The 25,986-nt window shown below is 47.9% G+C and carries 29 protein-coding genes; 12 read left to right on the plus strand and 17 right to left on the minus strand.

Annotated features, from left to right (window positions below):
* Window positions 1–60: 60 nt before the first annotated feature.
* The 4 genes from hemG to KNO72_RS13220 all read right to left on the minus strand — a co-directional run bounded on the left by hemG (window position 61) and on the right by KNO72_RS13220 (window position 3,836).
* A complete protein-coding gene (hemG, locus tag KNO72_RS13205) occupies window positions 61–1,446 on the minus strand; it encodes a protoporphyrinogen oxidase (protein ID WP_078146426.1) in 1,386 nt (461 codons plus the stop codon).
* A complete protein-coding gene (hemH, locus tag KNO72_RS13210; protein WP_078146425.1) occupies window positions 1,439–2,368 on the minus strand; it encodes a ferrochelatase in 930 nt (309 codons plus the stop codon). Before hemH ends, hemG begins: the two co-directional genes overlap by 8 nt.
* Window positions 2,365–3,414, minus strand: coding sequence for a uroporphyrinogen decarboxylase (gene hemE, locus KNO72_RS13215; protein ID WP_015880943.1), 1,050 nt, complete (start codon window positions 3,412–3,414; stop codon window positions 2,365–2,367). The genes hemH and hemE overlap by 4 nt, the downstream gene beginning before the upstream one ends.
* Window positions 3,415–3,530: 116 nt before the next feature.
* The gene (locus tag KNO72_RS13220; protein ID WP_015880942.1) at window positions 3,531–3,836 is read right to left on the minus strand and encodes a MerR family transcriptional regulator; all 306 of its coding nucleotides are present in this window, start codon (window positions 3,834–3,836) and stop codon (window positions 3,531–3,533) included.
* A gap of 120 nt (window positions 3,837–3,956) precedes the next feature.
* Here KNO72_RS13220 and KNO72_RS13225 point away from each other — a divergent pair, with 120 nt between their 5' ends.
* Complete coding sequence (locus KNO72_RS13225) at window positions 3,957–5,261, plus strand: ammonium transporter (protein WP_251025634.1); 1,305 nt, start codon at window positions 3,957–3,959, stop codon at window positions 5,259–5,261.
* Between the two features lie 44 nt (window positions 5,262–5,305).
* Here the strand turns inward: KNO72_RS13225 and KNO72_RS13230 are convergent, their stop codons facing one another.
* Window positions 5,306–6,439 carry an ABC transporter permease gene (locus tag KNO72_RS13230; RefSeq protein WP_078146423.1) on the minus strand — a complete coding sequence of 378 codons (1,134 nt, stop codon included), beginning with the start codon at window positions 6,437–6,439 and terminating at the stop codon, window positions 5,306–5,308.
* Window positions 6,436–7,173: an ABC transporter ATP-binding protein gene (locus KNO72_RS13235; protein ID WP_251024805.1), complete on the minus strand. Its 738-nt coding sequence runs from the start codon at window positions 7,171–7,173 to the stop codon at window positions 6,436–6,438. The genes KNO72_RS13230 and KNO72_RS13235 overlap by 4 nt, the downstream gene beginning before the upstream one ends.
* Window positions 7,174–7,342: 169 nt before the next feature.
* Here KNO72_RS13235 and KNO72_RS13240 point away from each other — a divergent pair, with 169 nt between their 5' ends.
* Window positions 7,343–7,594 carry a GlsB/YeaQ/YmgE family stress response membrane protein gene (locus KNO72_RS13240; protein WP_031421191.1) on the plus strand — a complete coding sequence of 84 codons (252 nt, stop codon included), beginning with the start codon at window positions 7,343–7,345 and terminating at the stop codon, window positions 7,592–7,594.
* Between the two features lie 45 nt (window positions 7,595–7,639).
* Here KNO72_RS13240 and KNO72_RS13245 read toward each other — a convergent pair whose 3' ends face one another.
* A complete protein-coding gene (locus KNO72_RS13245) occupies window positions 7,640–8,689 on the minus strand; it encodes a hypothetical protein (RefSeq protein WP_214758441.1) in 1,050 nt (349 codons plus the stop codon).
* A gap of 129 nt (window positions 8,690–8,818) precedes the next feature.
* Between KNO72_RS13245 and KNO72_RS13250 the strand changes: the two genes are divergently transcribed.
* Entirely contained in the window at window positions 8,819–9,247 is a 429-nt protein-coding gene (locus KNO72_RS13250) for an HIT family protein (RefSeq protein WP_015880936.1), read from the plus strand.
* Between the two features lie 32 nt (window positions 9,248–9,279).
* Here the strand turns inward: KNO72_RS13250 and KNO72_RS13255 are convergent, their stop codons facing one another.
* A complete protein-coding gene (locus KNO72_RS13255; RefSeq protein ID WP_214758443.1) occupies window positions 9,280–9,615 on the minus strand; it encodes a hypothetical protein in 336 nt (111 codons plus the stop codon).
* Window positions 9,616–9,783: 168 nt separating this feature from the next.
* Here KNO72_RS13255 and KNO72_RS13260 point away from each other — a divergent pair, with 168 nt between their 5' ends.
* Both KNO72_RS13260 and KNO72_RS13265 read left to right on the plus strand, forming a co-directional pair.
* A complete protein-coding gene (locus KNO72_RS13260) occupies window positions 9,784–10,140 on the plus strand; it encodes a hypothetical protein (RefSeq protein WP_015880934.1) in 357 nt (118 codons plus the stop codon).
* 61 nt (window positions 10,141–10,201) lie between these two features.
* A complete protein-coding gene (locus tag KNO72_RS13265; protein WP_078146419.1) occupies window positions 10,202–10,765 on the plus strand; it encodes an HTH-type transcriptional regulator Hpr in 564 nt (187 codons plus the stop codon).
* On the opposite strand, the gene KNO72_RS13270 is transcribed toward KNO72_RS13265, so the two are convergent.
* Window positions 10,749–11,087 (minus strand): DUF1878 family protein, encoded by a 339-nt coding sequence (locus KNO72_RS13270; protein WP_237708238.1) that lies wholly within the window; start codon window positions 11,085–11,087, stop codon window positions 10,749–10,751. The two genes, KNO72_RS13265 and KNO72_RS13270, sit on opposite strands and share 17 nt — an antisense overlap.
* Before the next feature lie 153 nt (window positions 11,088–11,240).
* Here KNO72_RS13270 and KNO72_RS13275 point away from each other — a divergent pair, with 153 nt between their 5' ends.
* On the plus strand, window positions 11,241–12,242 hold the full coding sequence (locus KNO72_RS13275) for a peptidylprolyl isomerase (protein WP_214689357.1): 1,002 nt from the start codon (window positions 11,241–11,243) through the stop codon (window positions 12,240–12,242).
* Window positions 12,243–12,293: 51 nt separating this feature from the next.
* Here KNO72_RS13275 and KNO72_RS13280 read toward each other — a convergent pair whose 3' ends face one another.
* Window positions 12,294–13,253, minus strand: a complete 960-nt coding sequence (locus tag KNO72_RS13280) for an HD domain-containing protein (RefSeq protein ID WP_078146417.1) — start codon at window positions 13,251–13,253, stop codon at window positions 12,294–12,296.
* 81 nt (window positions 13,254–13,334) lie between these two features.
* On the opposite strand from KNO72_RS13280, the gene KNO72_RS13285 reads away from it, so the two are divergent.
* From KNO72_RS13285 to KNO72_RS13295, 3 genes are read left to right on the plus strand one after another with little or no spacing between them, the layout of a single operon-like run.
* Window positions 13,335–14,258: a magnesium transporter CorA family protein gene (locus KNO72_RS13285; RefSeq protein ID WP_214758445.1), complete on the plus strand. Its 924-nt coding sequence runs from the start codon at window positions 13,335–13,337 to the stop codon at window positions 14,256–14,258.
* A 36-nt stretch (window positions 14,259–14,294) separates the two neighbouring features.
* Window positions 14,295–15,386, plus strand: a complete 1,092-nt coding sequence (gene dinB / locus KNO72_RS13290) for a DNA polymerase IV (RefSeq protein ID WP_214689366.1) — start codon at window positions 14,295–14,297, stop codon at window positions 15,384–15,386.
* A gap of 39 nt (window positions 15,387–15,425) precedes the next feature.
* Window positions 15,426–15,644 (plus strand): YhzD family protein, encoded by a 219-nt coding sequence (locus tag KNO72_RS13295; RefSeq protein WP_015880927.1) that lies wholly within the window; start codon window positions 15,426–15,428, stop codon window positions 15,642–15,644.
* A 40-nt stretch (window positions 15,645–15,684) separates the two neighbouring features.
* Here KNO72_RS13295 and KNO72_RS13300 read toward each other — a convergent pair whose 3' ends face one another.
* The 4 genes from KNO72_RS13300 to KNO72_RS13315 all read right to left on the minus strand — a co-directional run bounded on the left by KNO72_RS13300 (window position 15,685) and on the right by KNO72_RS13315 (window position 19,641).
* Window positions 15,685–16,176 carry a hypothetical protein gene (locus KNO72_RS13300; protein WP_214689374.1) on the minus strand — a complete coding sequence of 164 codons (492 nt, stop codon included), beginning with the start codon at window positions 16,174–16,176 and terminating at the stop codon, window positions 15,685–15,687.
* A gap of 62 nt (window positions 16,177–16,238) precedes the next feature.
* Complete coding sequence (locus KNO72_RS13305; RefSeq protein ID WP_214689376.1) at window positions 16,239–18,014, minus strand: SLC13 family permease; 1,776 nt, start codon at window positions 18,012–18,014, stop codon at window positions 16,239–16,241.
* Window positions 18,015–18,142: 128 nt separating this feature from the next.
* A complete protein-coding gene (locus tag KNO72_RS13310; RefSeq protein WP_015880924.1) occupies window positions 18,143–18,514 on the minus strand; it encodes a YlbF family regulator in 372 nt (123 codons plus the stop codon).
* 35 nt (window positions 18,515–18,549) lie between these two features.
* Window positions 18,550–19,641 (minus strand): DUF445 domain-containing protein, encoded by a 1,092-nt coding sequence (locus KNO72_RS13315; protein WP_214689406.1) that lies wholly within the window; start codon window positions 19,639–19,641, stop codon window positions 18,550–18,552.
* Window positions 19,642–19,710: 69 nt separating this feature from the next.
* On the opposite strand from KNO72_RS13315, the gene KNO72_RS13320 reads away from it, so the two are divergent.
* A complete protein-coding gene (locus KNO72_RS13320) occupies window positions 19,711–20,559 on the plus strand; it encodes a PucR family transcriptional regulator (protein WP_371815867.1) in 849 nt (282 codons plus the stop codon).
* A 104-nt stretch (window positions 20,560–20,663) separates the two neighbouring features.
* Window positions 20,664–21,761 carry an ABC transporter ATP-binding protein gene (locus KNO72_RS13325; protein ID WP_015880921.1) on the plus strand — a complete coding sequence of 366 codons (1,098 nt, stop codon included), beginning with the start codon at window positions 20,664–20,666 and terminating at the stop codon, window positions 21,759–21,761.
* Window positions 21,762–21,802: 41 nt separating this feature from the next.
* On the opposite strand, the gene KNO72_RS13330 is transcribed toward KNO72_RS13325, so the two are convergent.
* From KNO72_RS13330 to KNO72_RS13340, 3 genes are all read right to left on the minus strand, one after another.
* Complete coding sequence (locus KNO72_RS13330; RefSeq protein WP_214689380.1) at window positions 21,803–22,453, minus strand: amino acid ABC transporter permease; 651 nt, start codon at window positions 22,451–22,453, stop codon at window positions 21,803–21,805.
* Window positions 22,450–23,208 carry a transporter substrate-binding domain-containing protein gene (locus KNO72_RS13335; RefSeq protein ID WP_078146406.1) on the minus strand — a complete coding sequence of 253 codons (759 nt, stop codon included), beginning with the start codon at window positions 23,206–23,208 and terminating at the stop codon, window positions 22,450–22,452. Before KNO72_RS13335 ends, KNO72_RS13330 begins: the two co-directional genes overlap by 4 nt.
* Before the next feature lie 126 nt (window positions 23,209–23,334).
* Window positions 23,335–25,062 (minus strand): phospho-sugar mutase, encoded by a 1,728-nt coding sequence (locus tag KNO72_RS13340; protein WP_214689382.1) that lies wholly within the window; start codon window positions 25,060–25,062, stop codon window positions 23,335–23,337.
* A 100-nt stretch (window positions 25,063–25,162) separates the two neighbouring features.
* Between KNO72_RS13340 and KNO72_RS13345 the strand changes: the two genes are divergently transcribed.
* Window positions 25,163–25,978 carry a sulfurtransferase gene (locus KNO72_RS13345; protein WP_214689384.1) on the plus strand — a complete coding sequence of 272 codons (816 nt, stop codon included), beginning with the start codon at window positions 25,163–25,165 and terminating at the stop codon, window positions 25,976–25,978.
* The last annotated feature ends 8 nt before the right edge of the window (window positions 25,979–25,986 follow it).

Consider the following 25,986-nt stretch of genomic DNA (forward strand, 5'->3'; position numbering starts at 1 on the left):
TTCTAACTATAACAAAAAGAGAGGGTTGCGGAACAATCCGAACCCTCCCTTCATCAAATCTCAATTTTTTTCACGCAATGCCTTCACTTGTTCCCGAATACTCTTCACACAGTCCGGCATCCCAATTCCGTCATAGGCGATTCCTGCGAGAATGACGCCTGGATATACCCGGCTCATCTCGGCTCGGAGTGCTTTGACACGGTCCGCATGAAAGACCGCATAAGGAGGCAGTCCATCACGGAGTCGACTGACGACGGTTTGAATCGGTTCACGATGAATGCGCATCAGGCCACGGAGATCGTGTAATGCCGTCTCGATGATTTCTTCATCGGATGCTTCGACAATATCATCTGCCCCCGGACGACCTAAAAAGACACGAAGGACGTGATATCCTTCCGGCACCGCATGTGGCCATTTCTGGTCGATGAACGTACATGCCGTGATTGTCACATCCGCTTCTTGACTCGTCACGAACCCTGTCCCGACGAAAGGAAGCTCAATATCCGCTTCTTTGAAGACAAGCGAGCATGTGGCCGTCGCATGTGGCTTCATGTCCGCCAAAAAGTCACTGTCGACTTTCGGGAGGAACTGACGAATGAGGCGCGGTGGGACCGTCAACACGAGATGGTCCGTGTCGATATCTCCGCGATTCGTGAAGAGGCGGTACCCGTCCTCACGTTCGGATACTTGTTCGACGGAACAGTTTAATACGATTTCAGTACGTTCCAACCGTTCTGCCAAGCGGTCTGTCAGTGACTTGAGTCCACGTTTCAACGAAGCGAACTGACCGACCTTCTTTGCCCCGACTTCTGCGACTCGTTGTTCCGGTCGTAAGTGTCGCATCCCTTCATACAAGTTGCCGTATTTCTTTTCTCCCTCGATGAACTGCGGGAATGTCGACATCGCACTCATTTGATCGATGTCTCCAGCATAGATACCAGAGAGTAACGGTTCAATCAATCGGTCGACGATTGGGTCCCCGACACGCTCACGAAGGTAGAGGCCGAGTGAGACGTCCGAGTCTGGCGCTTTTACATCTGGAGGGGACAGCAACATCTGCTTCAAGTCCTCGTGCTCTTCTTCCGAAAGCAACGTCGTCTCACGAAACGCATTGACGTCGAGCGGGATGCCCATCACCGTCTGTTTCGGAATCGGGTGGAGCCCGTCATGATGAAGAACGTAAGCTTGACCGACTCCATTGCGAACGAGTTCATCGCCTAAACCGACGTCTTCAATCAATTCCGTCATCGCAGTCTTACGAAAGACATACGAGTCCGGACCACGTTCCACCGCAAACTCGCCCGTTTCATACGTATCAATCTTTCCTCCGAGGCGATCCGTCGCCTCGAGCAACGTGATGGTCACGTCTTCCGGCAAATAACGCTCTGCATAAAAAGCGGCGGTGAGACCTGTGATCCCACCACCGACAATCGTGAATTTACGCATGATGCACAATCACGCTTTCCATTCGATCCGCGATGGCTTCGATGAAGCTTCGCTCTGCATTTGGCATAGCCGGACGTGCGTAGTGAACACCGAGGCGGTCACAGACAACTTTACACTCGACGTCGTTATCGAACAATACTTCGAGATGGTCTGCAACAAAGCCGACCGGCGTATAGACGAACGCCTCGTAGCCATGCTTTTCATAAAGTTCAGCCGTCAAATCTTGGACATCTGGTCCAATCCATGGGTCCGGCGTGTTTCCTTCTGACTGCCAACCAATCTCATAATGCGGGACGCCTGTCTCAATGGCAATTTTATCAGCTGTTTCTTTCAACTGATCCGGATACGGGTCGCCACCAGCCAAGATTTTCTCAGGAAGACTATGCGCTGAAACGATGAGACATGTCTTTTCAGCCGGTACAGGCAATGACGCATACGTATCGTTAATCGCATTCGCCCACCATTTGATAAACTTCGGCTCATCATACCACGACTCTACCGAACGAATGTCGATGCCATACTTCGCTGCTTCTTCATGAGCACGTCCGTTGTATGATTTGACGCTATATGACGAGTAATGAGGTGCTAAGACAACCGATACCGCCTCTTTGATGCCGTCGTTCGCCATTTGCGCGACCGCGTCTTCTACGAACGGTTCGATATGCTTCAATCCGATATACAGTTTGAACTCGATTTCACCTACATGACGCTCGTTCAAGATGTCACGAAGCGTCTCCGCTTGATCGATTGTGATTTTTGCGAGTGGAGATACACCACCAATCGCTTCGTAACGTTCCGTCAAATCTTGGAGTGCTTCCGGTGACGGTTTGCGTCCGTAGCGAATGTGCGTGTAATACCGCTCGATATCTTCTGGTTTGTACGGTGTGCCGTACGCCATGACAAGTAGTCCGACTGTTTTCATGATTCGTTGCCTCCCATTTTTTCGCGTGAGTAGTCGTGAATGAATGCCGTCAATTTGACGAGTACGGCCGGGTCGACTTCAGGGAACACCCCATGTCCCAAGTTGAAGACGTATCCTGGCTGTTTCATTCCTTCATCTAAAATTTCCTTAACCTTCTCTTCGATGACCGGCCATGGAGCTAACAAGAACGACGGGTCTAAATTTCCTTGAACCGCCTTTGTAATACCACGGTCCCGTGCTTCCTGTACCGACAGGCGCCAGTCAAGCCCGACCACATCAAGTGGAAGGTCGTGCCATTCTTCGATTTGATGGCTCGCTCCGACACCATGCATGATGAGTGGAATGTCGAGTGAACGTAGTTCTTTAAAGATACGCTCCGTCGTCGGTTTGATGTAACGTGCATAATCTTTGCGGCTGAGCGTCCCGACCCACGAATCAAACAATTGGAACGCTTGAATGCCGGCATCCGCTTGCGCCTTCGCATACGTGATGACCATGTCGCCGAGTTTTTCCATCAATGCATTCCATACATCCGGTTCTGCATACATGAGTGCTTTCGTACGATGGTAGTTCCGCGACGGTCCCCCTTCGATCATATAGCTCGCCAATGTGAACGGTGCGCCTGAGAAGCCGATAAGCGGAACTTCTAGTCGTTCCCGTAGTAGACGAATCGTGTCAAAAACGTATGAAATATCTTCCGGGTTTAACGGTTTCAAACGTTCCACATCTTCCATCGTTCGATACGGATTGTCGATGACCGGTCCAATCCCGCTCTTGATCTCGACATCGACTCCCATAGACGGAAGTGGCGTCATAATGTCCTTATATAGAATGGCCGCGTCGACTCCGAGTTGTTTCACCGGAAGTTCCGTGACATATGCACAAAGTTCAGGATCATGCGTGATCTCGAATAGTGACCTCGTCTTTTTAATCTCTCGATATTCCGGTTGGTAGCGTCCGGCTTGGCGCATATACCACACAGGTACATAGTCAGTCGCCTCTCCTTTAAACGCTTTTAAAATAGTATCGTTCATACGTCGCGTCATTCCCCTCTAAATTTCTCCTACATTCTTTATTCTCGTGTTTGTGAACTCAAAAACATTATACAGAAATTAATTAGAATTATGCTAATGTGAAGCATTTTCATTGTGTTTTCTTTGTGTCATTTTTTTGTCGGAAATGTTCGGAAGGCTGAATTCAACTGACCCCGAATCAAATCATCCCGCTGTTTCGCCGACAATCGTCGTTCTCGTTCTTTAATATCTTGAATTCGCCATCCATCTTCTAGTTTGGTCGCCACTTCGACTAAACGTTCCACGTCATGGAAAGAATATTTACGTGAACCACCTTTTGTACGTTCCGGAAAGACGAGACCTTTTTCTTCATAATACCGAATTTGGCGCTCTGAAAGTCCCGTCAACTCAGTCACGACACCCATCCCGATCACTTTCTTCGATTTGTAGTCCATTCAGCCTCGCCTCCTTAATAAAAAAACTATGTCAGATAATCTGACAAAATGCAATCCAGCATGCAATTTTCGTTTTACACTGAAGTCAACTTTTGGAAAGCACCTAAGAAAAAGGAGGGCATGAACATGGAAGACATTCTCTATTATATGGACACGCTGTATGTACTCATCGCTGCATTGCTCGTATTGACGATGCAATTAGGTTTCGGATTACTCGAGACGGGGACGCTTCGGGCGAAGAACGCCGGTCACGTCGCGGTCAAACAAATTATCAGCCTCTCTGTGGCGGCACTCGCTTTTTGGGCGGTCGGGTTCGGCCTCTCGTTCGGTGACGGGACAACTTGGTTTGGGACAGAAGGATTCTTCTTAAGCGGATCGTTCACAAGCCTCGACTGGGCGAACGTCTCAATCGACATCAAGTTCTTATTCCAGTTATCATTCGTTGCAGTTTCTCTCGCCATCGCGTGGGGTGGATTTGCAGAACGGGCTAAGCTTTCTGCCTACGTTCTGTTCGGTATCTTCTTCGTTGCCATCCTCTATCCAATCGTCGCTCGCTCAGTATGGGCTGGTGGAATGCTCGGATCAATGGGGATGCAAGACTTCGCAGGTTCGGCGGTCGTTCACCTTCAAGGTGGGATGGCGGCTCTCATGGCAACAATCATTTTGAAACCACGTCGTAAAACGGAATCACTCGCTGGTCATAACCATGTGTTAACAGTCGTGGGCGGTCTCGTCCTTTGGCTTTGCTGGTTCGGCTTTAACGCCGGTTCGACAATGTCGGTCGCTGACGGATTCTTCGGTTACGTCGCATTGACAACGATGCTCGCCACAGCAGCTGGTGCGCTCGGTGCTCTGACCATCGTCATGCTCCATCGGAAGACGGCGGATATCCCGACAATCGTCAACGGAGTACTCGGGGCGCTCGTCGCCATCACGGCAGCATGTGCGTTCGTCGAACCGTGGGCAGCCGTCGTCATTGGGGCACTCGCATCGGTTGCAACATATGGAACGAGCATCTTGATGGCGAAGTATGTGGATGACCCGCTCTGCGCCTTCTCCGTACACGGAGTCGCTGGAATCATCGGAACACTCGCACTCGGCTTCTTCGCATCGCCTCGACTCGTTGAGATCACAGGGATCGGTTCTGCCGGACTCTTCTACGGTGGCGGATTGACACAGCTCGGTGTACAAACACTCGGTGTGTTGATCGCGATGGTCATCGCCGGCGGTGGAAGTTACACCTTCTTGAAACTTCTCGATGTCACAATCGGACTCCGTGTCACAGAAGAACAAGAAGATGTCGGCCTCGACATCGCAGAACATGGTGTATCGGCATACGGTGAAGTCGAAGAAACGACTGAGAAACCAGGACGCCTCCCGAAGATTCTCGGTTCGAGCGTATCGGTCATGTCACCTAAAAAATAATCTACTCACGTGAGAAGGACATCCTGTGCGGGATGTCCTTCTTTTTATTTCAATCGATTCAAGTAATAGCGTGTGACCATGACAGACAAGACCAATCCGACCGCCGCATCCCATGTGGCACCAAAAGCGATGGATGCAATCGCAAGAACGACGGACTGGATGACGAGCAGTCGCATCGCCCACCACGAATACCCTGCGATTCGCTCATCGCGTGTGATTGGAAGCCAGGAAACGATGGAAACCGCCTCTAACCGTTTAAATAACGGAACGAGCTGCAACGCGGTCAAGCCTACGAAGAGCGGCGTGACCAATCCGACGTACCATCCTCCCGACATCCACATGACAATGAGCGCCACCACTGTCAAGCGAAGAATCAAATCAAGTGAGTCGTTCGAACGGAGAATGCGAAGTCCGTACACGTAACGCGATGCATCTACGCGCCGTAGGACCCGATTTTCTAGAAGCCGCGTCAACACCCGGCGCTCTCGAACCTCTTCTTTCAAGGTCGGCAAATCGACGAACCAGCTGATCACTCGTTCAAACTGAGCCCGACTCTTCTCCTCAAGCACCAACCAGTGTAAGAGTGGGATGCGCTCGTTTCGTTTCACATGTAAGAAAATGAACGGCATGAACGCGGGCACCCATGCCCACGCTGTCCAATCCATTAAAAGACAAGCGCCGCTCACGAGCGCAAACGGTAGGATTGTCCATTCACGTACGCCTTCCACTTTTGCCAAACGACCTGCAGCTGACAACATGACCATCGTCACGACGACGGATAACACTTCGATACTCGTATAACTCTCTGTCCGTACGAGGAGCGGTAGTAAAACGAGAAGGACGAGCAATCCACGCAATGCAGCAAACACGAGATTAAATAAACGTACCCCCACCATATAAGAACGAATATCCCCTAACTCCGGAAGCAAAAATACTTGATCCGCCTCTTGAATGAACGTTCGCGGGCGATGACCGAGTGGCATGAGCAATAGGACCCCCGCGGCAATCCACGTTCCTGGGAATGTCCCATCGATTCGTTCTAAGAAGTTATTGTAGACGAACGCCCCGTAAATCAAGGTGAAATAGAGCGTGAACAACAGTCCCCCGTTCGCAACGTAGCGGCTGTACTTGACGACCTCTTCCATCCAGGTTCCGAACCTTGCTGTAAATCGATTCATGACGACCGTTCCTCCGAAGCGATTGCTTCTACATATATATCATCAAGTGTCGCATCAGGCGACAATCGATACACGTTGCGCAACTCGGCCGCTGTTCCGCTCGCGATGACGACTCCTTGATGAAGGAAGACGAATCGGTCGCAGTGCCGCTCCGCCGTCTCAAGGATATGGGTGGACATTAAAATCGCGCAATCTTGTTTATATTCATCAAATAATTGAAGCAACTGACGAATGGCTAGTGGGTCTAGACCAACAAATGGTTCATCAACAATCAAGAGCGGCGTTTTCGTCACGAGCGCACACAAGATCATCGCTTTTTGACGCATCCCTTTTGAAAAGACGGAAGGGAACCAGGCGAGTTGCTTTTCCATCCGCATTTCTTTCGCCAAACGTTTCGTGCGCGCAGCCAACTCGTCTGGATTCACATCGTACGCCTTCCCCATCAATTCAATATGTTCTTGCAACGTTAACGTTTCATACAAAATCGGTGTCTCCGGTATGTAACTCACTTTCTTACGATAATTCTTTTCGGAAGAATCTAATGTCTCGCCATCAATTTCGATTTTTCCGGAGAGGGGTGACAATAACCCCAAAATGTGTTTGATTGTCGTCGACTTTCCAGCTCCGTTTAGCCCTATCAACCCGACGAGTTCCCCTTTTTTTACTTCAAACGAAATGTCATGCAAAACTTGTTTACCGAAATATCCGCCGTTCAATCGATCGACGTGCAGCATGAAAACCACACCTTTCATTTTCATCTTTTTTTCTTGGTATATGTTTTAAATGTTGTCACATGGGAATAATCTGAACTGTAAGGCATTTTAAAATAAAACATCAATACTTCCATTGTTCCACAAAATCGTTGTAAAGAACAATGGGAAAACAGAGGAAGGAGAATGATTTATGGGGTTTATTCTTTATTTGATTATCGGGGGTATCATCGGTTGGTTAGCAGGATTGATTTTAGGTAAGGACGTACCAGGTGGAATCATTGGTAACATCATCGCGGGGATCATCGGTGCATGGTTGGGTGGACTTATCTTTGGTGACTTCGGACCAATCGTTGCGGATATCGCGATTATCCCGGCTCTAATCGGTGCGATTATTTTGATCTTGATTGTATCATTCGTTATGAAATCAATGCGTAAAAAATAAGATTATGTATCGGAGGGGCTTCCATTACGGAATGTCCCTCTTTTTTCATTGGATCAATAAATACATCGTGTCGTTCTTTTCGATAAACTGTTTTTCGGTTTCAAGACCAAAGAACGTAAAGAATGATTCGAAGAACGATTGACCGTAATCCCACTCTGTTCCGAGCGGGTGTTCCGATTTCGTTTTCGGTTCACCGAGGAGGGCAATCAAATCATCCGGTCGTTTATCGAGGTCGACCTGAATCGATTCCACTTCCTCATCTTTAAACGTGACAGTCAATCGCTCATAGTCCCATTTTCCTTCACGCTTTCCAGCTGGTTCACCAAGCGTTTCTTGAACCTGCTGACTCGACTGTCCAATTAACGAATCGACCGTTTCGAGTGAATGACCCGTTTGCGCCTCCACTTCAATTTCAATCAACTCAGCCCGCTTCAAATCAAATTGTCCGGCAATGGCTTCGTTCGATTCAGGCATAAGCGCATACTCAATGGATTTAGAAGATATCAATTGAATCGTTTCGGTTTCCGTGACCGTCTCTCCATTTGTCACCGCTACCGCTTTGACATCATATTGTCCCGGCATCTGTTCAAACGATAACGTATCATCGGCTTCATCAATCCGTCCTACCTGTTGCCTATCAATCCAAATATTCGTCAATGGGACGTCCGAGGTCACATCAATTTGTTGTGGGAGTAGTTCAATCCGATAGTCAGAAAAGCCATATCGCCCTTCCCCCGTATCGATCAAACGAAATAATCCGTCCGCCTCCATTCCCGATGTTCGGTCGGCCCGGTCTTTCGCAACTTCTGCGATGGCCTCTCCTCGAATGGACTTTTCAGCGTTCAACCACCCCATGAATCGCAGAGCCTCCGCTCGCGATAAAGGTTCTCCAAGATATTCGACTTTTTCTTCAAAAAAGGTACGATCTTCTTCTAATAAGGCCTCTTTGAATGCGACGTGAATTTTATCTTGTTCTGCCGCCGGCTTGTATGCATATATATAGAAAACAATGGCTCCAACTAAAATCGTTAAACTAGATATCAACAGAAAGACTTTCGGACTCCGTTCTTTTTTTCTACTTCTCGTATATGGCATGTGCTCACCTCCTTTGCTCTCACTTATCTTCTATTATAGAGGGAATCCATCTCGCTTCCTATCGTTCTTGCGCCCGAACTTCCGTGTTATGATGGAACAGAAACGACATTTAAGAATGGAGGAATGAAGATGCACACAGATCCGACCTGTATCTTTTGTAAAATCGCAAAACAAGAAATCCCATCTTATCGGGTATATGAAGACGAAGCGGTCGTCGCTTTCCTCGACCTCTCTCAAGTGACGAAAGGACATACGCTCGTCATCCCGAAACATCATGCGAAAAACGTATATGAATTGCCAGAAGACGTGGCAGCAGACGTCTTCAAACGCGTCCCTACCATCGCCAAAGCGATTCAGCGTGAAACGGGTGCCATCGGAATGAACGTCTTATCGAATGCCGAGGAAGTTGCCGGACAAACGGTGTATCACTTCCATATCCATTTGATTCCGCGCTTTGGACACGAAGATGGATTCGGTGCGAAGTGGATTACGCAAAACGACGCTTTCACGTCAGAAGAACTCACTACCCTTGCATCGAACATCCATGCCCACGTATAAACAGACAGAGACCCGTCATCGACGGGTCTCTTTTATGATTGATTGATTGAATCACGATGGCGTTTTCGTTCCTCTTCTAGTTGCGCCCGCTCGACCTGAAGCTTGATTGCCACTTCATATAACTGTTGACGCGTCTTGACAGATGTCGCTTGTTCAAATTCTTTTCGTAATTCTATTAGACGGGCATCTATTTCAAGCATCCGCTTTTCTCGCATCGATTCTTCACGTGCCTGTTCCGTTTGCTTCGACGCCTCGTATCCCGCCTCTAGTGTATTCATAATGGATTCGGCCCAAGTGTCATCTCCCAGTCGTTTCGCAGCGAGATACAGGTCAAGCATGTCATCTACCCAACGCTTCGCTTTCTCCACTGAGGATCACCTTCCTTTACCTGTATTTTAAAATAAAATGATTTTTCGGTCAAAAATGAATGTTCTGAAAAATTTTATTTGCGATATAGGTTTTTAATCACTCTTTTTTGGTAAAATAATATGAAAAGAATGTAATTCTGATTATCCGAGCTTGAGGAGGGGAATGAATTGTCGAGTCGCCAACGTCGAGATTGGATTGCTTTCGGCTTTGTTTTAGCATTTTTAGGAGTCGCCACGGTGAAGAAACTGGCGCGAGGAACTGCAAATGATGCCGCTGCTCAACAACATCGAGCATCTACAATCACTACGCTAAAAGAACAATTTGGGAATGTGGCGAAACATGCATCGCAGGTTGCCGCCGCAGGAAAACTACAAGGAAAAGAATTGACTGACCAAGTGAAAGCCGAAGTCGAACGCTATCAACAAGACATTCAGCCTTCAGTCGAGCGCATCCAAGGGAACCTTCAGGAACTCTCGAACGTACAGTCTGCTATGACTGACAAAACCGTCAATCAAACACAGTGAGTGTTTGAGGTCATCGTCCGTCGATTACATTTGACTTTTTATCCGGAAAGGATGGATCGAGATGGAACACGAAAAAGAATTCACTGGCCCTGAGGCCATGCTCTATAGCCACAAAATCATTCAATTGAGTAAGGCTTTGTGGAAAACCGTCGAAAAAGACTGGCAAAACTGGATCAAACCGTTCGACTTAAATATCAATGAACATCACATCTTATGGATTGCCCACGCTTTAGGCGGTGCATCGATTTCAGAAATTGCGAAATATGGCGTCATGCACGTCTCGACTGCTTTCAACTTCTCGAAGAAGTTAGAAGATCGTGGATTACTTACGTTTTCTAAAAAAGAGACGGACAAACGAAACACGTACGTTCAATTGACACCTGAAGGCGAATCGTTATTACTCGAAACGATTCACGCATTCGACCCAGAAGGAAACGGCGTATTCCACGCTTCCCTTCCGCTTCAAGAACTATATGGAAAGTTCCCTGACTTAACAGATATGACGGCTATCGTACGTCGCTTGTATGGGGATAACTTTATGGATATCTTTGCGGAAACGTCAAAAATGATCACAGAAGAGGCAGGCAGACGCCCTGATGAGGATGAACTCAGTCAAGAAGCCTGACCTGCCGATAAAGTGGTTCTGTGACGTCTAATGCGATTCCTTGTCGGACGCACGCCTCAAGAATCGTTTTGACGTCAAGTCTCACATCTAACATACCTGCAAAATGGACGAGCAATGGTTCTATGGACGTATATCCGTAGCGCAATTGCTCGTTTTGCTGCGCCCGAATCTCCTCAAGCAATTGATAAAATGACTCGACTTCTTGTTTCGTCAAATTCGCTCGAATCACTTCATATTCGAACGGACGGTCTGTCCAATCGACAATCTCGAGTAAGATCTTCATCTGATAGGCTAAATGCTCGACCTTCTCCTCTAGTGACACTTCCCTCACCCCATCATTTCACATTCTATTTCATCATTATACGACAGGATTGTATGCTATGATACTGTACAGACAAGAGAACAGCTGTCATGATTAGGAAAATGTGATATAGTCGGACTTAGAAACTTTAAAGAATTATTAGGGGTGGAATACATGTCAAACGGAATGACGAACGAACCAAAAAAGCAAGATAAAAAATTCTCAACTGGCGCACTCGTGGGTGCATCTGCAATCGCACTCATCATCGGTGCTGGCGGTACGTATGCGGCAACGAACGCAGGCGGCGGAGAGTCAGATAATTCAGCAGTCGTCACATACAAAGGCGGCGAAATCACACGCGGTGAAATCGCGGATATGAGCTACGACCGCATGGTGCCACAACTCGCATTCCAAGAGACGATGAATGCACTTCTTGAAAAAGAATACGGTGACCAAGTCGACCAAGAAAAAGTAGATGAAGAGTTCAGCAAGACAGAAGAACAGTTCAACTCAGAAGAAGAGTTCGAACAAGCGATTCAACAAGCCGGTATGAGCGGTACGGAAGAGTTTAAAGAAGCGCTTCGCGGACAAATGCTCGTTGACGCTGCGAAATCGAAACTTGTCGATGTGACCGATGAAGAAATCGAAGCACAATTCGCAAAAGAGAACGTGGAAGTGGAAGCTAGCCACATCCTCGTTGAAACTGAAGAAGAAGCACAAGACATCATCAAAGAGTTGAATGACGGTGCAGACTTCGCTGAACTTGCGAAAGAAAAATCAACGGATACTGGTTCAGGAGAACAAGGTGGAGAACTCGGTTTCTTCTCTGCTGGTAAGATGGTACCTGAATTCGAAGAGTACGCATTCAAAGAAGATGTCGTTGGTAAAATCTCTGAACCGGTTCAATCTCAGTTCGGTTTCCATGTCATCAAAGTGACAGACCGTAAAGAGAAAGACTTGAAACTCGAAGACGAGAAAGATCGCATTCGTGAAGAATTGGCAGCTGAAAAATCAGCTTCTGTCGATGCGAACAAAATTTACGCGGAGTTGATTGAAAAATACAACGTTGACGTAAAAGATGCAAAAGCAGAACAACAATTTGACGCCGTTAAAGAAGCCATTAAAAACGCAGACGAGTCTTCAGAAGAACCTGCAGCAGAATCAACTGAAAAGTAATCACAAAGGGGCGCTCCAGCAATGGAGTACCCCTTTTTCGTTGATCATCTATTATAGATTCGGGCGATAGAAGGCACGGTTATCGAGTGCCATGACACGCTCCGTGAATGTCCCCGGCTCGACCCCTTCATACGCTTTCTCAAACATATTCATGCGCGCATCAATGTTATCAATAAAGAATAACATCTCCGCTTCAGGCAACTGTGGCGTATTCGCAGAGCCCCATTCCGGCTTCCCGTGATGGCTTAAGACGAGATGTTGCAACAGTGTCGTCACTTCACGGTCCGTACCCAGTTCCCGTGACACGACTTCAAGCTCCGATGCCATAAGTGACAAATGACCGAGTAATTTTCCTTCGAGTGTGTATTCTGGCGTAATCGCATCAGACAATTCGATGACTTTCGCCAAATCATGCAAAATCACACCCGCAATCAAAAGATCACGATTCAAGGATGGATACAGTTCACACATCGTATCCGCGAGCTTCAACATCGACATCACATGAAATGCCAGTCCTGAATAGACCGCGTGATGATGGCGAACGGCAGCCGGGTACGTGAAGTATGCCTCTTCATGACGATTGACGACTTCCTCGACAAGACGGCGAATCTCATCGTGTTGAAGTGACGTGATGAATCCACGAATCGTCGTCTCGAGCTCTGACTTCGGAATCGGAGCCGATCGGACGTACGGTGCGATGTCTATTTCCTGCTCGATGATCGAAATTTGTTTTAGTTTCAACTGGGTGCGCCCGCGATAGTCCATCACTTCACCGGCCGCATGGACGATTTTTTTCGTCGCATACTTCTCAGTATCGGCACTATCCCATAATTTTGTTTCGATTTCACCACTCTCGTCGCAAAGGATTAATGTTAAATAAGGTTTTCCGTTCCCGGCAAGTCCCTTATACGATTGTTTGATCATGACATATTGGTCTAGCGTGTCGCCCACTTTGAGCTGACCGATTTTTGTCGTCAATGAAAGCACCTCTCTCTTGTTCAGTACTTTCATCTTAACGAAAGTTTGCGACAGATGCCAACATTCCTGACAATTTGGGAATACTATCAATATAGTGAATTGGAGGTATGGATGATGGAATGGGATTGGTATACACGACCGGAAGATTATGTGCATGTTGATCAGCAATATGCTCGAGCCTATACGTATTGGCTTGAACAATTGACGACCTCGAATGTGACGAAGATTGTCGTCGAGAATGGATATATGTATGGTTCACTCACGCTCGACTATGAACAGTTAGAACGGGAGCCACAAAAAATTGGACACTACTTCATTGGACCTGATTTTTTGTGGACAATCGGCTTTGATGATTTGCACCATGAGTCCGTTCTCGCCAAACAATGTGATTCTCCGATCGAGGCGTTTTATGAGTTGCTTGCCGAACGGATGAACAACTACTTTCATGGCATCGATGAATTTGAAGAACGATTGATGGCCGCTCAGCGTGAAATGACGGGACAAGTTCCCGCTACGTTCATGAATGAGATTTTTGGTCTTCGAAGTGAGATCGAACGGTGGTCCGATACGGTCACCCCATATAAGGAGCTTGTCATGGCGGGACGAGAGGCTTTTTTAACGATCGATTTACAGCAGTTGAAGTCGTATCAGCTTGCCGATTATCGAGTCAGTCGATTGCTGACACTCATCAATCATTATCAAGAAGACGTGATTGCGATGACAGACCTCGCCTCCACCCTGTCAAACTTCCGAGGGAACGAAATCATGAAGGCACTAACCGTCTTCACGGCGCTGACGACTCCCGTCGTTGCATTCGGTGCGGTTTGGGGAATGAACTTTAAAAACATGCCTGAACTGGAATGGCCGCTTGGATATGGATTCGCCTGGCTCATGATTCTTCTCTTCACGCTCATCATCCAAGTGTGGCTGAAACGGAAGAATTGGATCGGGTCATTGCTACAGTTTCCGAATCAGACGACTTCAACGAAACATCGGTCAAAACAAAAAACTCAAAAAACGAACAAAAGTTCGGTATAATGAAAGAAAAGTGATTCACACAAGAAAGGTGATGTTATGGAACGACTCATCATTCATGTGGACATGGACGCATTTTATGCCTCTGTCGAACAGCGTGACCGTCCTAACTTACGAGGAAAGCCCGTCATCGTCGGAGGTCCTCCCCACAGCCGCGGGGTCGTCGCGACATGTTCCTATGAGGCGAGGAAATACGGCGTACACAGCGCGATGTCATCACGTCGCGCTTTTGCCTTGTGTCCCCATGCGACGTTTGTCAAACCACGGTTTCAGGCCTATCGACAAGTCAGCGCACAAGTGATGGAGATTTTTAAGTCGGTCACACCGCTCGTCGAACCACTCTCGCTCGATGAGGCTTACCTCGATGTGACGGAGAATTCGTTATTGAGTACATCCGGACCCTTTATCGCCCGGTATATATTAGGCGAGATTAAGCGTCGCACCGGCCTCACTGCATCTGCCGGAGTCGCACCGTCAAAGTTTGTCGCGAAAATCGCTTCAGGATTTGAGAAACCAAATGGACTCACGGTCGTTCCGCTCGATGAAGTGGCAACCTTTCTGGCTCCCCTCTCCATCGAAGCCATGCATGGAGTCGGAAAAGTGACCGCCCAAACGCTTTATAAAAGTGGTTATCATACGATCGGTGACCTTCAACAAACTCGTCCTGAGCAACTGAAAGCCATCTTTGGACATGATCGTGGGCACCAACTATATGAACTGGCACACGGACGTGATACGCGTCCTGTCGTGGCCACGCGAGAGCGTAAGTCGATTGGGTCAGAAACGACGTTTGCATTTGATATCGATGACCCGGAAGAAGTGTTCGAACGGGTCATCCCAGAGATGGAGGACGTATTGCGTCAGCTCGATCGCCGCGACTTGAGCTGTCAAACGGTCACCATCAAAATAAAGACGAGCGAGTTTCAGGCTCGGAGTCATCAAATCAAATTAAACCACCCGACGCATGACCATGATGAGATTAGACGACTTGCCAGACGTCTTTTCGACGAGATGAACGTCATCGAGCCCGTCCGCTTGATCGGACTGACCGTATCCGATTTGATTCCCCGAACTGAATCGACACGACAGCTGACATTCGACGAACTGACAAAACCTTCTCTTGAAGAATGAATGACCATTCATTAAAATGAAGAAAAGGGGGTCGTGTGAATGGAAACATACACGGTGACAGGATTTGAAAATGATGGCACGCTCGTATTGAATGAAATGTTCGAAGCGAGCGACGATCAGTCGGCTAAACAAAAAGGGCTCGACATGCTTCGTGCTGCTGGACATGAGCATAAAGGGGCGCGTATCGTACGACGGGGGCAACTCATCTACTTCGAGCGTTGCAAATTACCGGGGAAACTGAAAGGGACGGCATCTTAACAAAAGTAGACCAGGACAATGATTGTCTTGGTCTACTTTTTCATTCACCATATTTTTTATTCCACGCATCCTGCCATTCTTGAAGATCGGGGTGAATATCTTCAAGCGATTCTCCGCTCAAACTATATCCGTTCCCTGAACCTGATCCGTCTGTCACGGGGAATGATGTCCCGCCGATGACCTTTCCATCCACGATCATTACCGAGACAGCAGTCTGACCGGCGGGAGATTGCTCACCAATCGGATGATCTTTCACCGTAAAGTTTTCGTAGTAGATGGTCTTACCCACGTATTCATCCGGTGATACGGTTTGTAGTCCCCAAACGTTCCGTTCACGATCCTCTGCCAGTTCCTCTAAGGTTAAAGTACTCGTATGCTCTCCTTCAAAAGAAACGATCGAGTACTGTTGCTCCTCGAGATACGCTTCGGCCACCTGCCCGTTCTCCGTCATCTCCGGTTCTGATTCAGTTTCCATCTCTTTCCCACACGCAACAAGAAACAGGCAGAAGAATACAATCATCCATTTTTTCATCATCGTCCCCCCTTTCATCTGCTGATTCCTCTATTTTCGATACTCGTCCCCAAACCTCCTATTCAAAATGGGAAAAGGATGAGAATCATCAGAATTCCTATAATGCCCGTGATGAGTTGCAACGGCACACCGACTTTGACAAAATCCATAAATCGATAGTTACCGATACTAAAGACCATCGCATTTGTCGGAGATCCGAACGGGGTCATAAAAGCGAGTGACGCCGAGATGGCGACCGCAACGACGAATGGAACCGGACTGACAGTCATCGATTCGGCGAGTGCAATCGCTAAGGGGACAAACAAAATAGCGGTCGCTGTATTCGAGATGATTTGACTAAGGAGCATGGTCGAGACGAATAAGACGACGAGTACCCATATAGGACCAAAGTCGGCAAACGTCCTTTCAATCCATTCAACGACCCATCCCATGATTCCCGCCTTTTCAAGCGCCGTTCCTACCGGGATCATGGCCGCAATCAAGACGAGCGAGGACCATTGAATAGATTGATAGGCGACGTCCATCTGTCGGACGGCCCCACTCAACACCATCGCTAGCGCAGCCATCCATACGGCAACGGTCGGATCGACCCATTCGAATATGAACAGGAGCAACAACATGAGCATGATGATGCCTGCTGCAAGCTGATGACGCCCCGATACGACTCGATTGGCTACCTCGGTCACCCGTTCATTTGATAACAGGTCATGTGTCTCTCTTTCCATCCGCTCTAAATCATCCCATGTCCCCTGTACCATCAACATGTCTCCTTGCTTCAACGGGGTGTCTGTCAATCGCACGTGTGCGATCTCTTCTTGTGGTCGGATGACTTTCAAGACATTGACATGAAATTGATTACGTAACTGACTCTCACCGATACGCTTCCCGATTAATCGACTCACCCCTGGGACCGTGAACAGGAGAACCCCTCCGGTTTGATCATCTACACGGGTGGCCTCAATCGGTTCAAATGGTATCTGTTCTTTTTCAGAAAAGTTCTGAACGTGCCGTTCCTCACCGCTGACAAGTAATTCCCCCGCACGTAGTACGGTGTCCGCATGAGCCGTCTCATGATGGTGCCGTCCATGAACTCGTTCCTTCAAGACTATAACCCCTTCATGAGACCATGAAAGGTCACGTAACTGTTTCCCAATTAACGGATGACTCTTTGCAATCGACATCACATAGACGTTTGGACGCAATGGCTCACTTATCTCCGTCTTCAACCACTGTTTCGCCCCTTCTTGATGGAGTAAGCGATTCCCGATTAGACGGAAATAGATCAATCCAATCACCATCACGACCAGACCAATTGGAAACAATGAAAAGAATCCGAGCGGTTCATCCACGAGGCCGCGGAGTGCTTCTGCCGCAACGAGATTGGGAGGTGTCCCAATCAGTGTCATTGTTCCACCGATGCTTGAAAAAAAGGCGAGTGGCATGAGATAAGAATCCGTAGACTGTTGGATTTTTCGTGCCATTACCATCACAACAGGAATGAGCAAAGCGACGGTCCCCGTATTGGACATGACACTCGACAAGAGCGTCACCGTCAACATAAACAGATAGAATAAACGCGTCGCATTCCCTCCTGCGTATGGAACAAGCAAAGAAGCCAACCGTTCCGCCAGACCAGAATGAAACAATCCCGCTCCGACCACGAACAGTCCAGCAATCATCAAGACGACCGGATTGGAGAAACCAGCCATCGCCTCACCTGGGGTCAATTGTTGTGTGAGCACGAGGCAAACAAGTCCAATCAATGCCACTAAATCCGCCCGTAACCATCCTGCTATAAAAAAGAAAATCATCCCTAAAAGGATTATCACCGTGATCATGCTGATTCACCCTTTCGCTATTGTCACAATTTCATTATAACCCACTTTATGTAAGCGCTTACTTAAAGCGTGTGACAATCTCATCAACAAAAAAACGGATGGCTCAATAGCCATCCGCACATCATTTGTTATTGAACTTCGTTTTCGTTCACCATCGGGGCATAAAGCTCCTCGAGTGGTTTCATAATGATTTTCGTCACTTCTGTGACGAGTTGGTGCATGCGTTGCTCTTCTTGCATGAGCTCCATGATCAATTCGTTCTGTTGAACGTTCATCATTTTCGTTTGTGCATCCATCATTTCCTGCTCAGAGATTTCCTCTCCTTGCATCTGCTTTTGTTGAAGCGTCATTTGGATGTTACGGAAGTCAGCGAACAACTGGTTCGCTTCCGCATCCGCATTGACACGATCGTATAAAGAAGAGAGTGTTGTGAACTCTTCAGAATCGCGAAGTGCTTTCTCCAATTGGTAAGCTTGGTCGTACAAGTTTGTTTGTGACATGTAACGTCCTCCTAAATGCTATTAGGGTTAAGCCATCACAAGATGGCAATCAACCCTTGAATCAACCCAATCATACCACCTAACAGCGCACCAAGCCATGTTATTGCCCGGAACTCTCGTTTCGAGATCGATAAGACGATCTCTTCGAGGTACGACGTGTCGAGTGATTGGACCTGCTCTTGCACAATCTTATCAATCTTCAATCGGTCCATGATTGTCTCCATTTGGTTCGTGAAGCGCTCAATGACAAGCGCGACACCTTGTGGAACGAGTTCGTCGACAATGCGGGATTCGACGGACTGTGTATACGACGAGACCGGACGATCCAATAATTGTCCGATTGGCAAACGAGATACAACTTGGTCTGTGATGCCATCGATGAGTCGTGCTTCGAGTCGGTCATCGATCAGTGTATCGACCGTCTTCTCACTGAATCGCTCAAATTCACGCGTGATCATCGTCGTCATTCCGTCACGGGTCGATTGACCACGTAAGATGTTGACGATTTCTGGTCGAACCATCTCGACAAAGTTCATGTTTTGAATGAACCCTGCGATAAATCCGAGACGACGCTGGACGAACGAGTCAACCATGTGACGAAGTTGCGCCTCACCTTCAGGAGAATAGAAATATTCCTCTGATTTGACGAGAAGCGCCTCTACGACTTCAGGAATGACCACTCGTACACGGTCCATCCCTTCTTCTCCAAGTAACTCAAACAGCTTTCGTTCTTTCACTTCAGCCATGACGTTCGATAGCTCGTCACGTAGTTTTTCATCTGCTAGCGTGAGGAATCGTGCCTCTGCGTTCGGATAGAGGGGTTCCAATAGCTCGCGAACCGTCTTATCCGAGCGTAACATCGTCTGGACCTCTTGTTGCGCAAAGTGCGTAATATGCGTCGTCACTTGGTCATCTAGCAATCGCTTCCGCATACCCTCTGGTGTCAATAGGTGTTTGACGACCGTCTTCCCTAAACTAGATGCCAGTTCATCTCGACGTTTCGGAATGAGTCCTGGTGTAAAAGGAATCCGGAATGAACCGATGTATTTCGGTTCGTGTGGTCGGAACAACATCTTGATGGCGAGAAAGTTGGTCACGCCCCCGATGGTCGCCCCGATCAATATCATGAGTAAAATCTTAAATAACCCGTCCAAACTGCAAGCCTCCGATCTGAAATATGATACATTGTTGTTGAGGTGATAGTATTGAATACGTTTGATCGTATTAAATCGATTTTTCCGACTGCTGTCCATCGGTCGGAAGATGCATCTGGTGACCTTGATTGGTTCGAGACGCAAGATGGTACCCTATTCGGACTCCCCGCGTTCGAATTGAGCGAACGCGAACAAAAGCTGTTGGCGATGTGGGCGACGCCAATCCTTCAATCAGACCCCCATCAACGAAAATGGCAAGCAACACTTCAAGATGAGACGTTTCGTTTTGAGCAACCGTTTCGGCTCATCTCTCTTTCTCTCCAAGAAACAGAAGAAGAATCGTTCGAATCCTTCGTCAATATCGTCCGTGACTTTATGCCGCATGCCAAGGTCATCTTGATGTCGACAAGACATATCGAGCTAATTGAGCAAAGCCCATTCGTCGATCTTCAGGAGTTTGAAGACGTATTGCGGGCCATTGCGAGTGACTGTTTCATCGAGGCACATGCTGTCTATAGCGAACGTCCACAAGGTTCGCTTGCCCATGTGTATCGTCAACATCAATTGCTCATGCCATACGCACGTATGTCTACTAAAACTTACCCTGCTAGTCAATTATTATACCATTATTTACTACAACAGGACTCAAAAGAGCGGATGCATATCACTGCCCCGTTAATGCAAATGCTCGATTTATCGACAATCGAATTATTAGAGGCGTTGTTTCGTCACTCGTTGAATGTCTCGCATACCGCCAAAGCACTGTTCATGCATCGAAACACGCTAAATTATCGGCTCGATCGCCTATTTGAGACGACGGGTTACGATGCTCGAACGTTCTATGACGCTAGCCTTCTTCAACTCATGGTCATGTTGCACAAATCCGATTGACGGTTTTTGTGCAACTTGTCCATATTCAATGCAAGCGGTTTCATTATATAATCGTTCTTGTAAGCGCTATTATATACACATAGATTCTTTAGGAGGCTAACGACATGGCAGAAATTCGTTTAGAACACATTGATAAAATTTACGATGGTGGCGTAAAAGCCGTCAGCGATTTCAACTTGCATATCAAAGACCGTGAGTTCATCGTTTTCGTCGGACCGTCTGGTTGCGGAAAATCGACGACACTTCGTATGATCGCAGGACTTGAAGAGATTTCAAACGGTGACTTTATCATTGACGGGAAACGAATGAACGATGTCGCTCCTAAAGATCGTGATATCGCCATGGTCTTCCAAAACTACGCACTTTATCCGCATATGAGCGTCTACGACAACATGGCGTTCGGGTTGAAGCTCCGTAAGTTCCCGAAAGACGAGATCGATCGTCGCGTAAAAGACGCTGCCCGCATTCTCGGTTTGGAAGAATACCTCGAGCGTAAACCAAAAGCGCTGTCAGGTGGACAACGTCAGCGTGTTGCCATCGGTCGTGCAATCGTCCGTGACGCAAAAGTCTTCTTGATGGATGAGCCACTCTCAAACTTGGATGCGAAACTCCGTGTACAAATGCGTAAAGAGATCATTCAACTCCACAACCGCTTGGACACAACGACGATTTACGTTACCCATGACCAAACGGAAGCGATGACACTCGCTACACGGATCGTCATCTTAAAAGACGGAATCATTCAACAAGTCGGTTCGCCGAAAGAAGTATATGATCATCCAGACAACATCTTCGTCGCCGGCTTCATCGGTTCACCATCGATGAACTTCTTCCGCGGTACACTCGCAGAAGGCAAATTCATCACGAACGGTGAAGAAGTCAACGTACCAGAAGGAAAAATGAAGACGCTTCGTGATCGTGGCTATGTCGGAAAAGAGCTCGTCCTCGGAATTCGTCCCGAATCAATCCACGATGAGCCAATCTACATCGACTCACCAACGACACACACGTTCAAAGCGCACATCGACGTCGCTGAGCTCATGGGGTCTGAGTCTTACCTCTACGCTGAACTCGGTGGACAACAGTTCACAGCACGCGTTGACGGTCGCTCGAACATCCACATGGGTGACGATGTCGAACTCGCACTCGATATGACAAAAGCACACTTCTTCGACGGAGAAACTGAAGCAGTCATCCGTTAAGGTATACAAAAAACCTCGATTCGTATGAATCGAGGTTTTTCTTATCGAATCGCGTAACGCTGTTCGAGTTTGTGTTGACCGGCTTGGATCAAGGTCGATAAAATCCAGTAAATCGACGCCGAGAACAAGAGCAACGGCATGACCAAATACGTCGTGGCCGCAATCTGGTCAGACACGTACGTCAACTCCTGTACCGCGATGACCGTCCCGAGGGATGTCGACTTGATGATGTCGATGACCGAGTTCGAGACAGGTGGGATGGCACGTGAGAGTGCCTGTGGGAAAATGATGTCTTTGAAACGTTTCATTTTCGGAATGCCGAGTGCGACACTTGCCTCCACTTGTCCTTTGTCGACCGAGTTGATGGCTGCTCGGAACGCTTCTGAGATATAAGCAGCGAAGTGGAAGCCTAATCCAAAGATGAGCGACTGCATCCCACTGAGTTGAACGAACCCGGTGAGCCCAACATATAAGATCAACAGTTGAAGTAAGAGCGGTGTTCCACGGAAGAACGAAATGTACGTCCGTGTGAACAATCGTACAATTTTAATCGGACTACTATGAAGTAAAGCGATGATCAGACCGAGCGCCAAGGCGAGAAGAATCGACAGGACACTGGCGATCAACGTGAGCTGGATGGCTTCAAGATAGGCCGAGCGGTTCTCTATGACGGTCGTGATCAGTTCATTCATTGACTGATATCCTCACCGAAGTACTTCTCACCGATTTCTTTCATCGTGCCGTCTTCTTTCATCTCTGTGAGCGCGTCGTTCAACTTGTCAAGCACGTCGCTATCTTGACGTGTCATGAATCCAGCTTCACTTGTGTTGAAGATATCACCGACTGCTTTGACGTCATAACCTGTTTTTTCAAGTTCCGTCAAGATGAAGAGACGGTCGTTGAGGGCCGCGTCCAAACGACCGACTTCGAGGTCTTGAAGGACTTGGTTCGCCCCTTTGTAGAATTTCACTTCAGCGCCAGCTTCTTCAGCCATTTGTGCATAAGCAGAACCTTGTGTCGATCCGACTACTTTTCCGTCGAGGTCGTCGATCCCTTGGATGTCATTGTTGTCTGAACCAACGATGACTTGAGCTCCTGACACCGCGTACGGGTCAGAGAATGCATAGTTCTCTTTACGTTCCTTTGTGATGCTCATTTGGTTGGCAATCATGTCGATGCGTTCAGCGTCGAGTGCCGGGACAAGTCCTTTGAAGTCCATTGCTTCGTATTCCACTTTATAACCGGCACGTTCTGCCGCTTCATTCAAGACGTCGATGTCATATCCAGTCAATTCACCTTTTTCTTTGTACGTGAATGGTGGGTATGTCGCTTCTGTTCCGACCGTGATGACCGCTTCGTCCGCTCCACTGTCTGTTTCGTTACCGCATGCTGCGAGAAGCCCGACTGAAGCTCCGATTGCGAGTACGCTCGTTAATGTCTTTTTCATAATAATTCCGCCTTTCCTATAATCCTTATATGATTACACGGTTTTAAACAATATCCTCATCATACTGGCGCGATGTCTTCATGTCAAACAAAAAACATCACCCTATTTCTAGAGTGATGTTCCTTATCAATCAATCGCTTTCGCTTGTTTCATAACATCCGCCTCAATCGCTTCACGTTTTGCGGTCGTCTTCTCGGCACGATCCGCATGCACACTGAAATAAAACTTGATTTTCGGCTCGGTTCCAGATGGACGAAGACAGAACCACGAACCGTCCGCAAAGACGAATTTCAAGACGTTTGATGATGGCAATTCAATCGTTTCCGATTTACCGGACTGTAAATCGATCGCCACTTGTTTCTTATAGTCTTCGAAACGGGCGACCTCATATCCACCGACTTCTTTTGGCGGATTGGCACGAAACGCCTCCATCATACGTCCGATTTGCTCGAGACCAGCTTTTCCTTTTAACGTCATCGACTGCAAGGACTCTTCATAGAATCCATACTTCTCGTAAATCGACTGCAGCGCATCATAAAGCGTCCGACCGTGTTGCTTATGATAAGCTGCCATCTCGGCTGCGAGTAGGCAAGCCTGAACAGCATCTTTATCACGACAGAAGTCTCCAATCAAATAGCCGTAGCTTTCTTCATACCCGAAGAGGAATTCATATTCGCCTGATTCCTCATATTGTTTGATCTTCTCCCCAATGAACTTGAATCCAGTCAACGTGTTCTCAAGATGTACACCGTACGCTTTTGCAATCGCAGCACCGAGTTCAGACGTGACGATCGTCTTAGCGACAAATCCATTAGACGGCAACGTACCTGTCTCACTCTTTTGTGAGAGGATGTATTCCATTAGGAGCGCGCCTGTCTGGTTACCAGTCAAGACGAACCATTCCCCGTCCCGTCCGCGCACGGTTAAGCCAACACGGTCTGCATCCGGGTCCGTCGCCATGAGCAAATCAGCCTCGACCCGGTCCCCGTATTCCATCGCTAATTTAAATGCAGCCTTTTCTTCCGGGTTCGGATAACTGACCGTCGGGAACGCACCGTCTGGCTCTGCCTGCTCTTCTACGATGGTCACGTGCTCAAATCCATACGCCTTTAGCCCTTCCATGACCGGACGGCGTCCCGTCCCGTGGAGTGGCGAATAGACAATCCGGAGGGGGCTGTCCTGTATGTCACGGTGGATTCGAATCGACTGGAGTGCCTCCATATAGGCTTCATCGACTGATGAGTCGACGGTGAGGAGTAGCCCCGTTTGTCGGAGCGCTGCTTCATCTTCAATCTCAATTTTCAGCTCATCTTCAATCGCATTGACATACGTCACGAGTTCATCCGCTTCCGCTGGTGGCAGCTGTCCCCCGTCTGCCCCATATACCTTGAACCCATTATATTCCGGCGGGTTGTGGCTCGCCGTGATCACGATGCCACCGAACGCATTTAAATGACGAACGGCAAACGACAGTTCAGGTGTGGCACGTAAACTTGGGAACAAATACGTTTTGATTCCGTTTGACGCTAATGTCCGCGCTGCCTCTAACGCAAACTCGGGCGAAAAATGACGTGAGTCATGGGCGATGACGACGCCATGACGTTTCGCCTCTTCCCCTGATGCTGAGATAAAATCAGCAAATCCTTGTGACGCTTTTCGAATCGTATAGACGTTCATTCGGTTTGCACCCGGTCCGATTTCTCCACGCATCCCGCCTGTTCCAAACTCGAGCGTCTTATAAAATGCATCTTCTAACGTAGTCTCATCTTTTGCGAGTTCTTCGAGTTCCGCACGTAAATGCGGCTCGAGCCCTTCGAATTGATTCCAACGGTCATACGTTTGTTGCCATGTCATGATTCATTCCCCTTTCACCCTCAAAAAATTCAATCGAAGTACTCGCCAATTGCTTCCATCTTGTATACGATGAGAGTAACGAAACCTCGAGGTGATATTAATGTTTCCAACAATGCGTGCCCAAGAGTTAAAACAAATCGTGCATACGAACTCGATTCGTTTCATCGATTGCCGATATTCGCTAAACGACGCGTCCTATGGTAAATCTGTCTACCGAAAGGGACATCTTCCGAACGCTGTCTTTCTCGATTTGATGGAAGACTTGTCCGGTCCGCTCGGCGAACATGGCGGACGTCATCCGCTCCCTTCGAAAGAAGCATGGACGGCAACACTTCGTCGCATCGGCTTGAAAAAAGAAGATTTGGTCATCATTTACGATGACGGCTTCCCATTCGCAGCTCGTGCATGGTGGCTCTTCAAATGGGCCGGTCACGAACGGGTCGTTGTGTTAGAAGGCGGTATCCAATCCGGCATCACTTATTGCGGTGAGACCACGACGGACGTTCCACACTATCCGACAAGCGACTATACGCCAGACTTCCAAGACCATATGATTGCGACACTCGACGAAGTGAAAGCTGCTGCGAGCGGCTCGCTCTATGATTCGCGAACCGAAGATCGCTTCAACGGGTCACATGAACCAATCGACTCAAAAGCAGGTCATATTCCGAACGCATTGCTCTGCTCTTATGCCGAGGCCATCACAGAACTCGGGACGTTAGAAGACTTCCACGACTTGAAAGAACTGTATAAAGATGTTCTTCCCGTCGAGAACCCTATCTTTTACTGTGGTAGCGGTGTGACCGCCTGCGTCAATATTTTGGCGCTTCACGCTCTCGGGAAAGATGATGTCCGGCTCTATCCGGGATCCTATTCCGATTGGATCAGCTATCCAGAAAACGAGGTCCACCCCTAAGGGTGGAT

Origin of the sequence: Exiguobacterium sp. s123, from assembly GCF_018617075.1 — a bacterium.
Taxonomy (GTDB): Bacteria; Bacillota; Bacilli; order Exiguobacteriales; family Exiguobacteriaceae; genus Exiguobacterium; species Exiguobacterium profundum.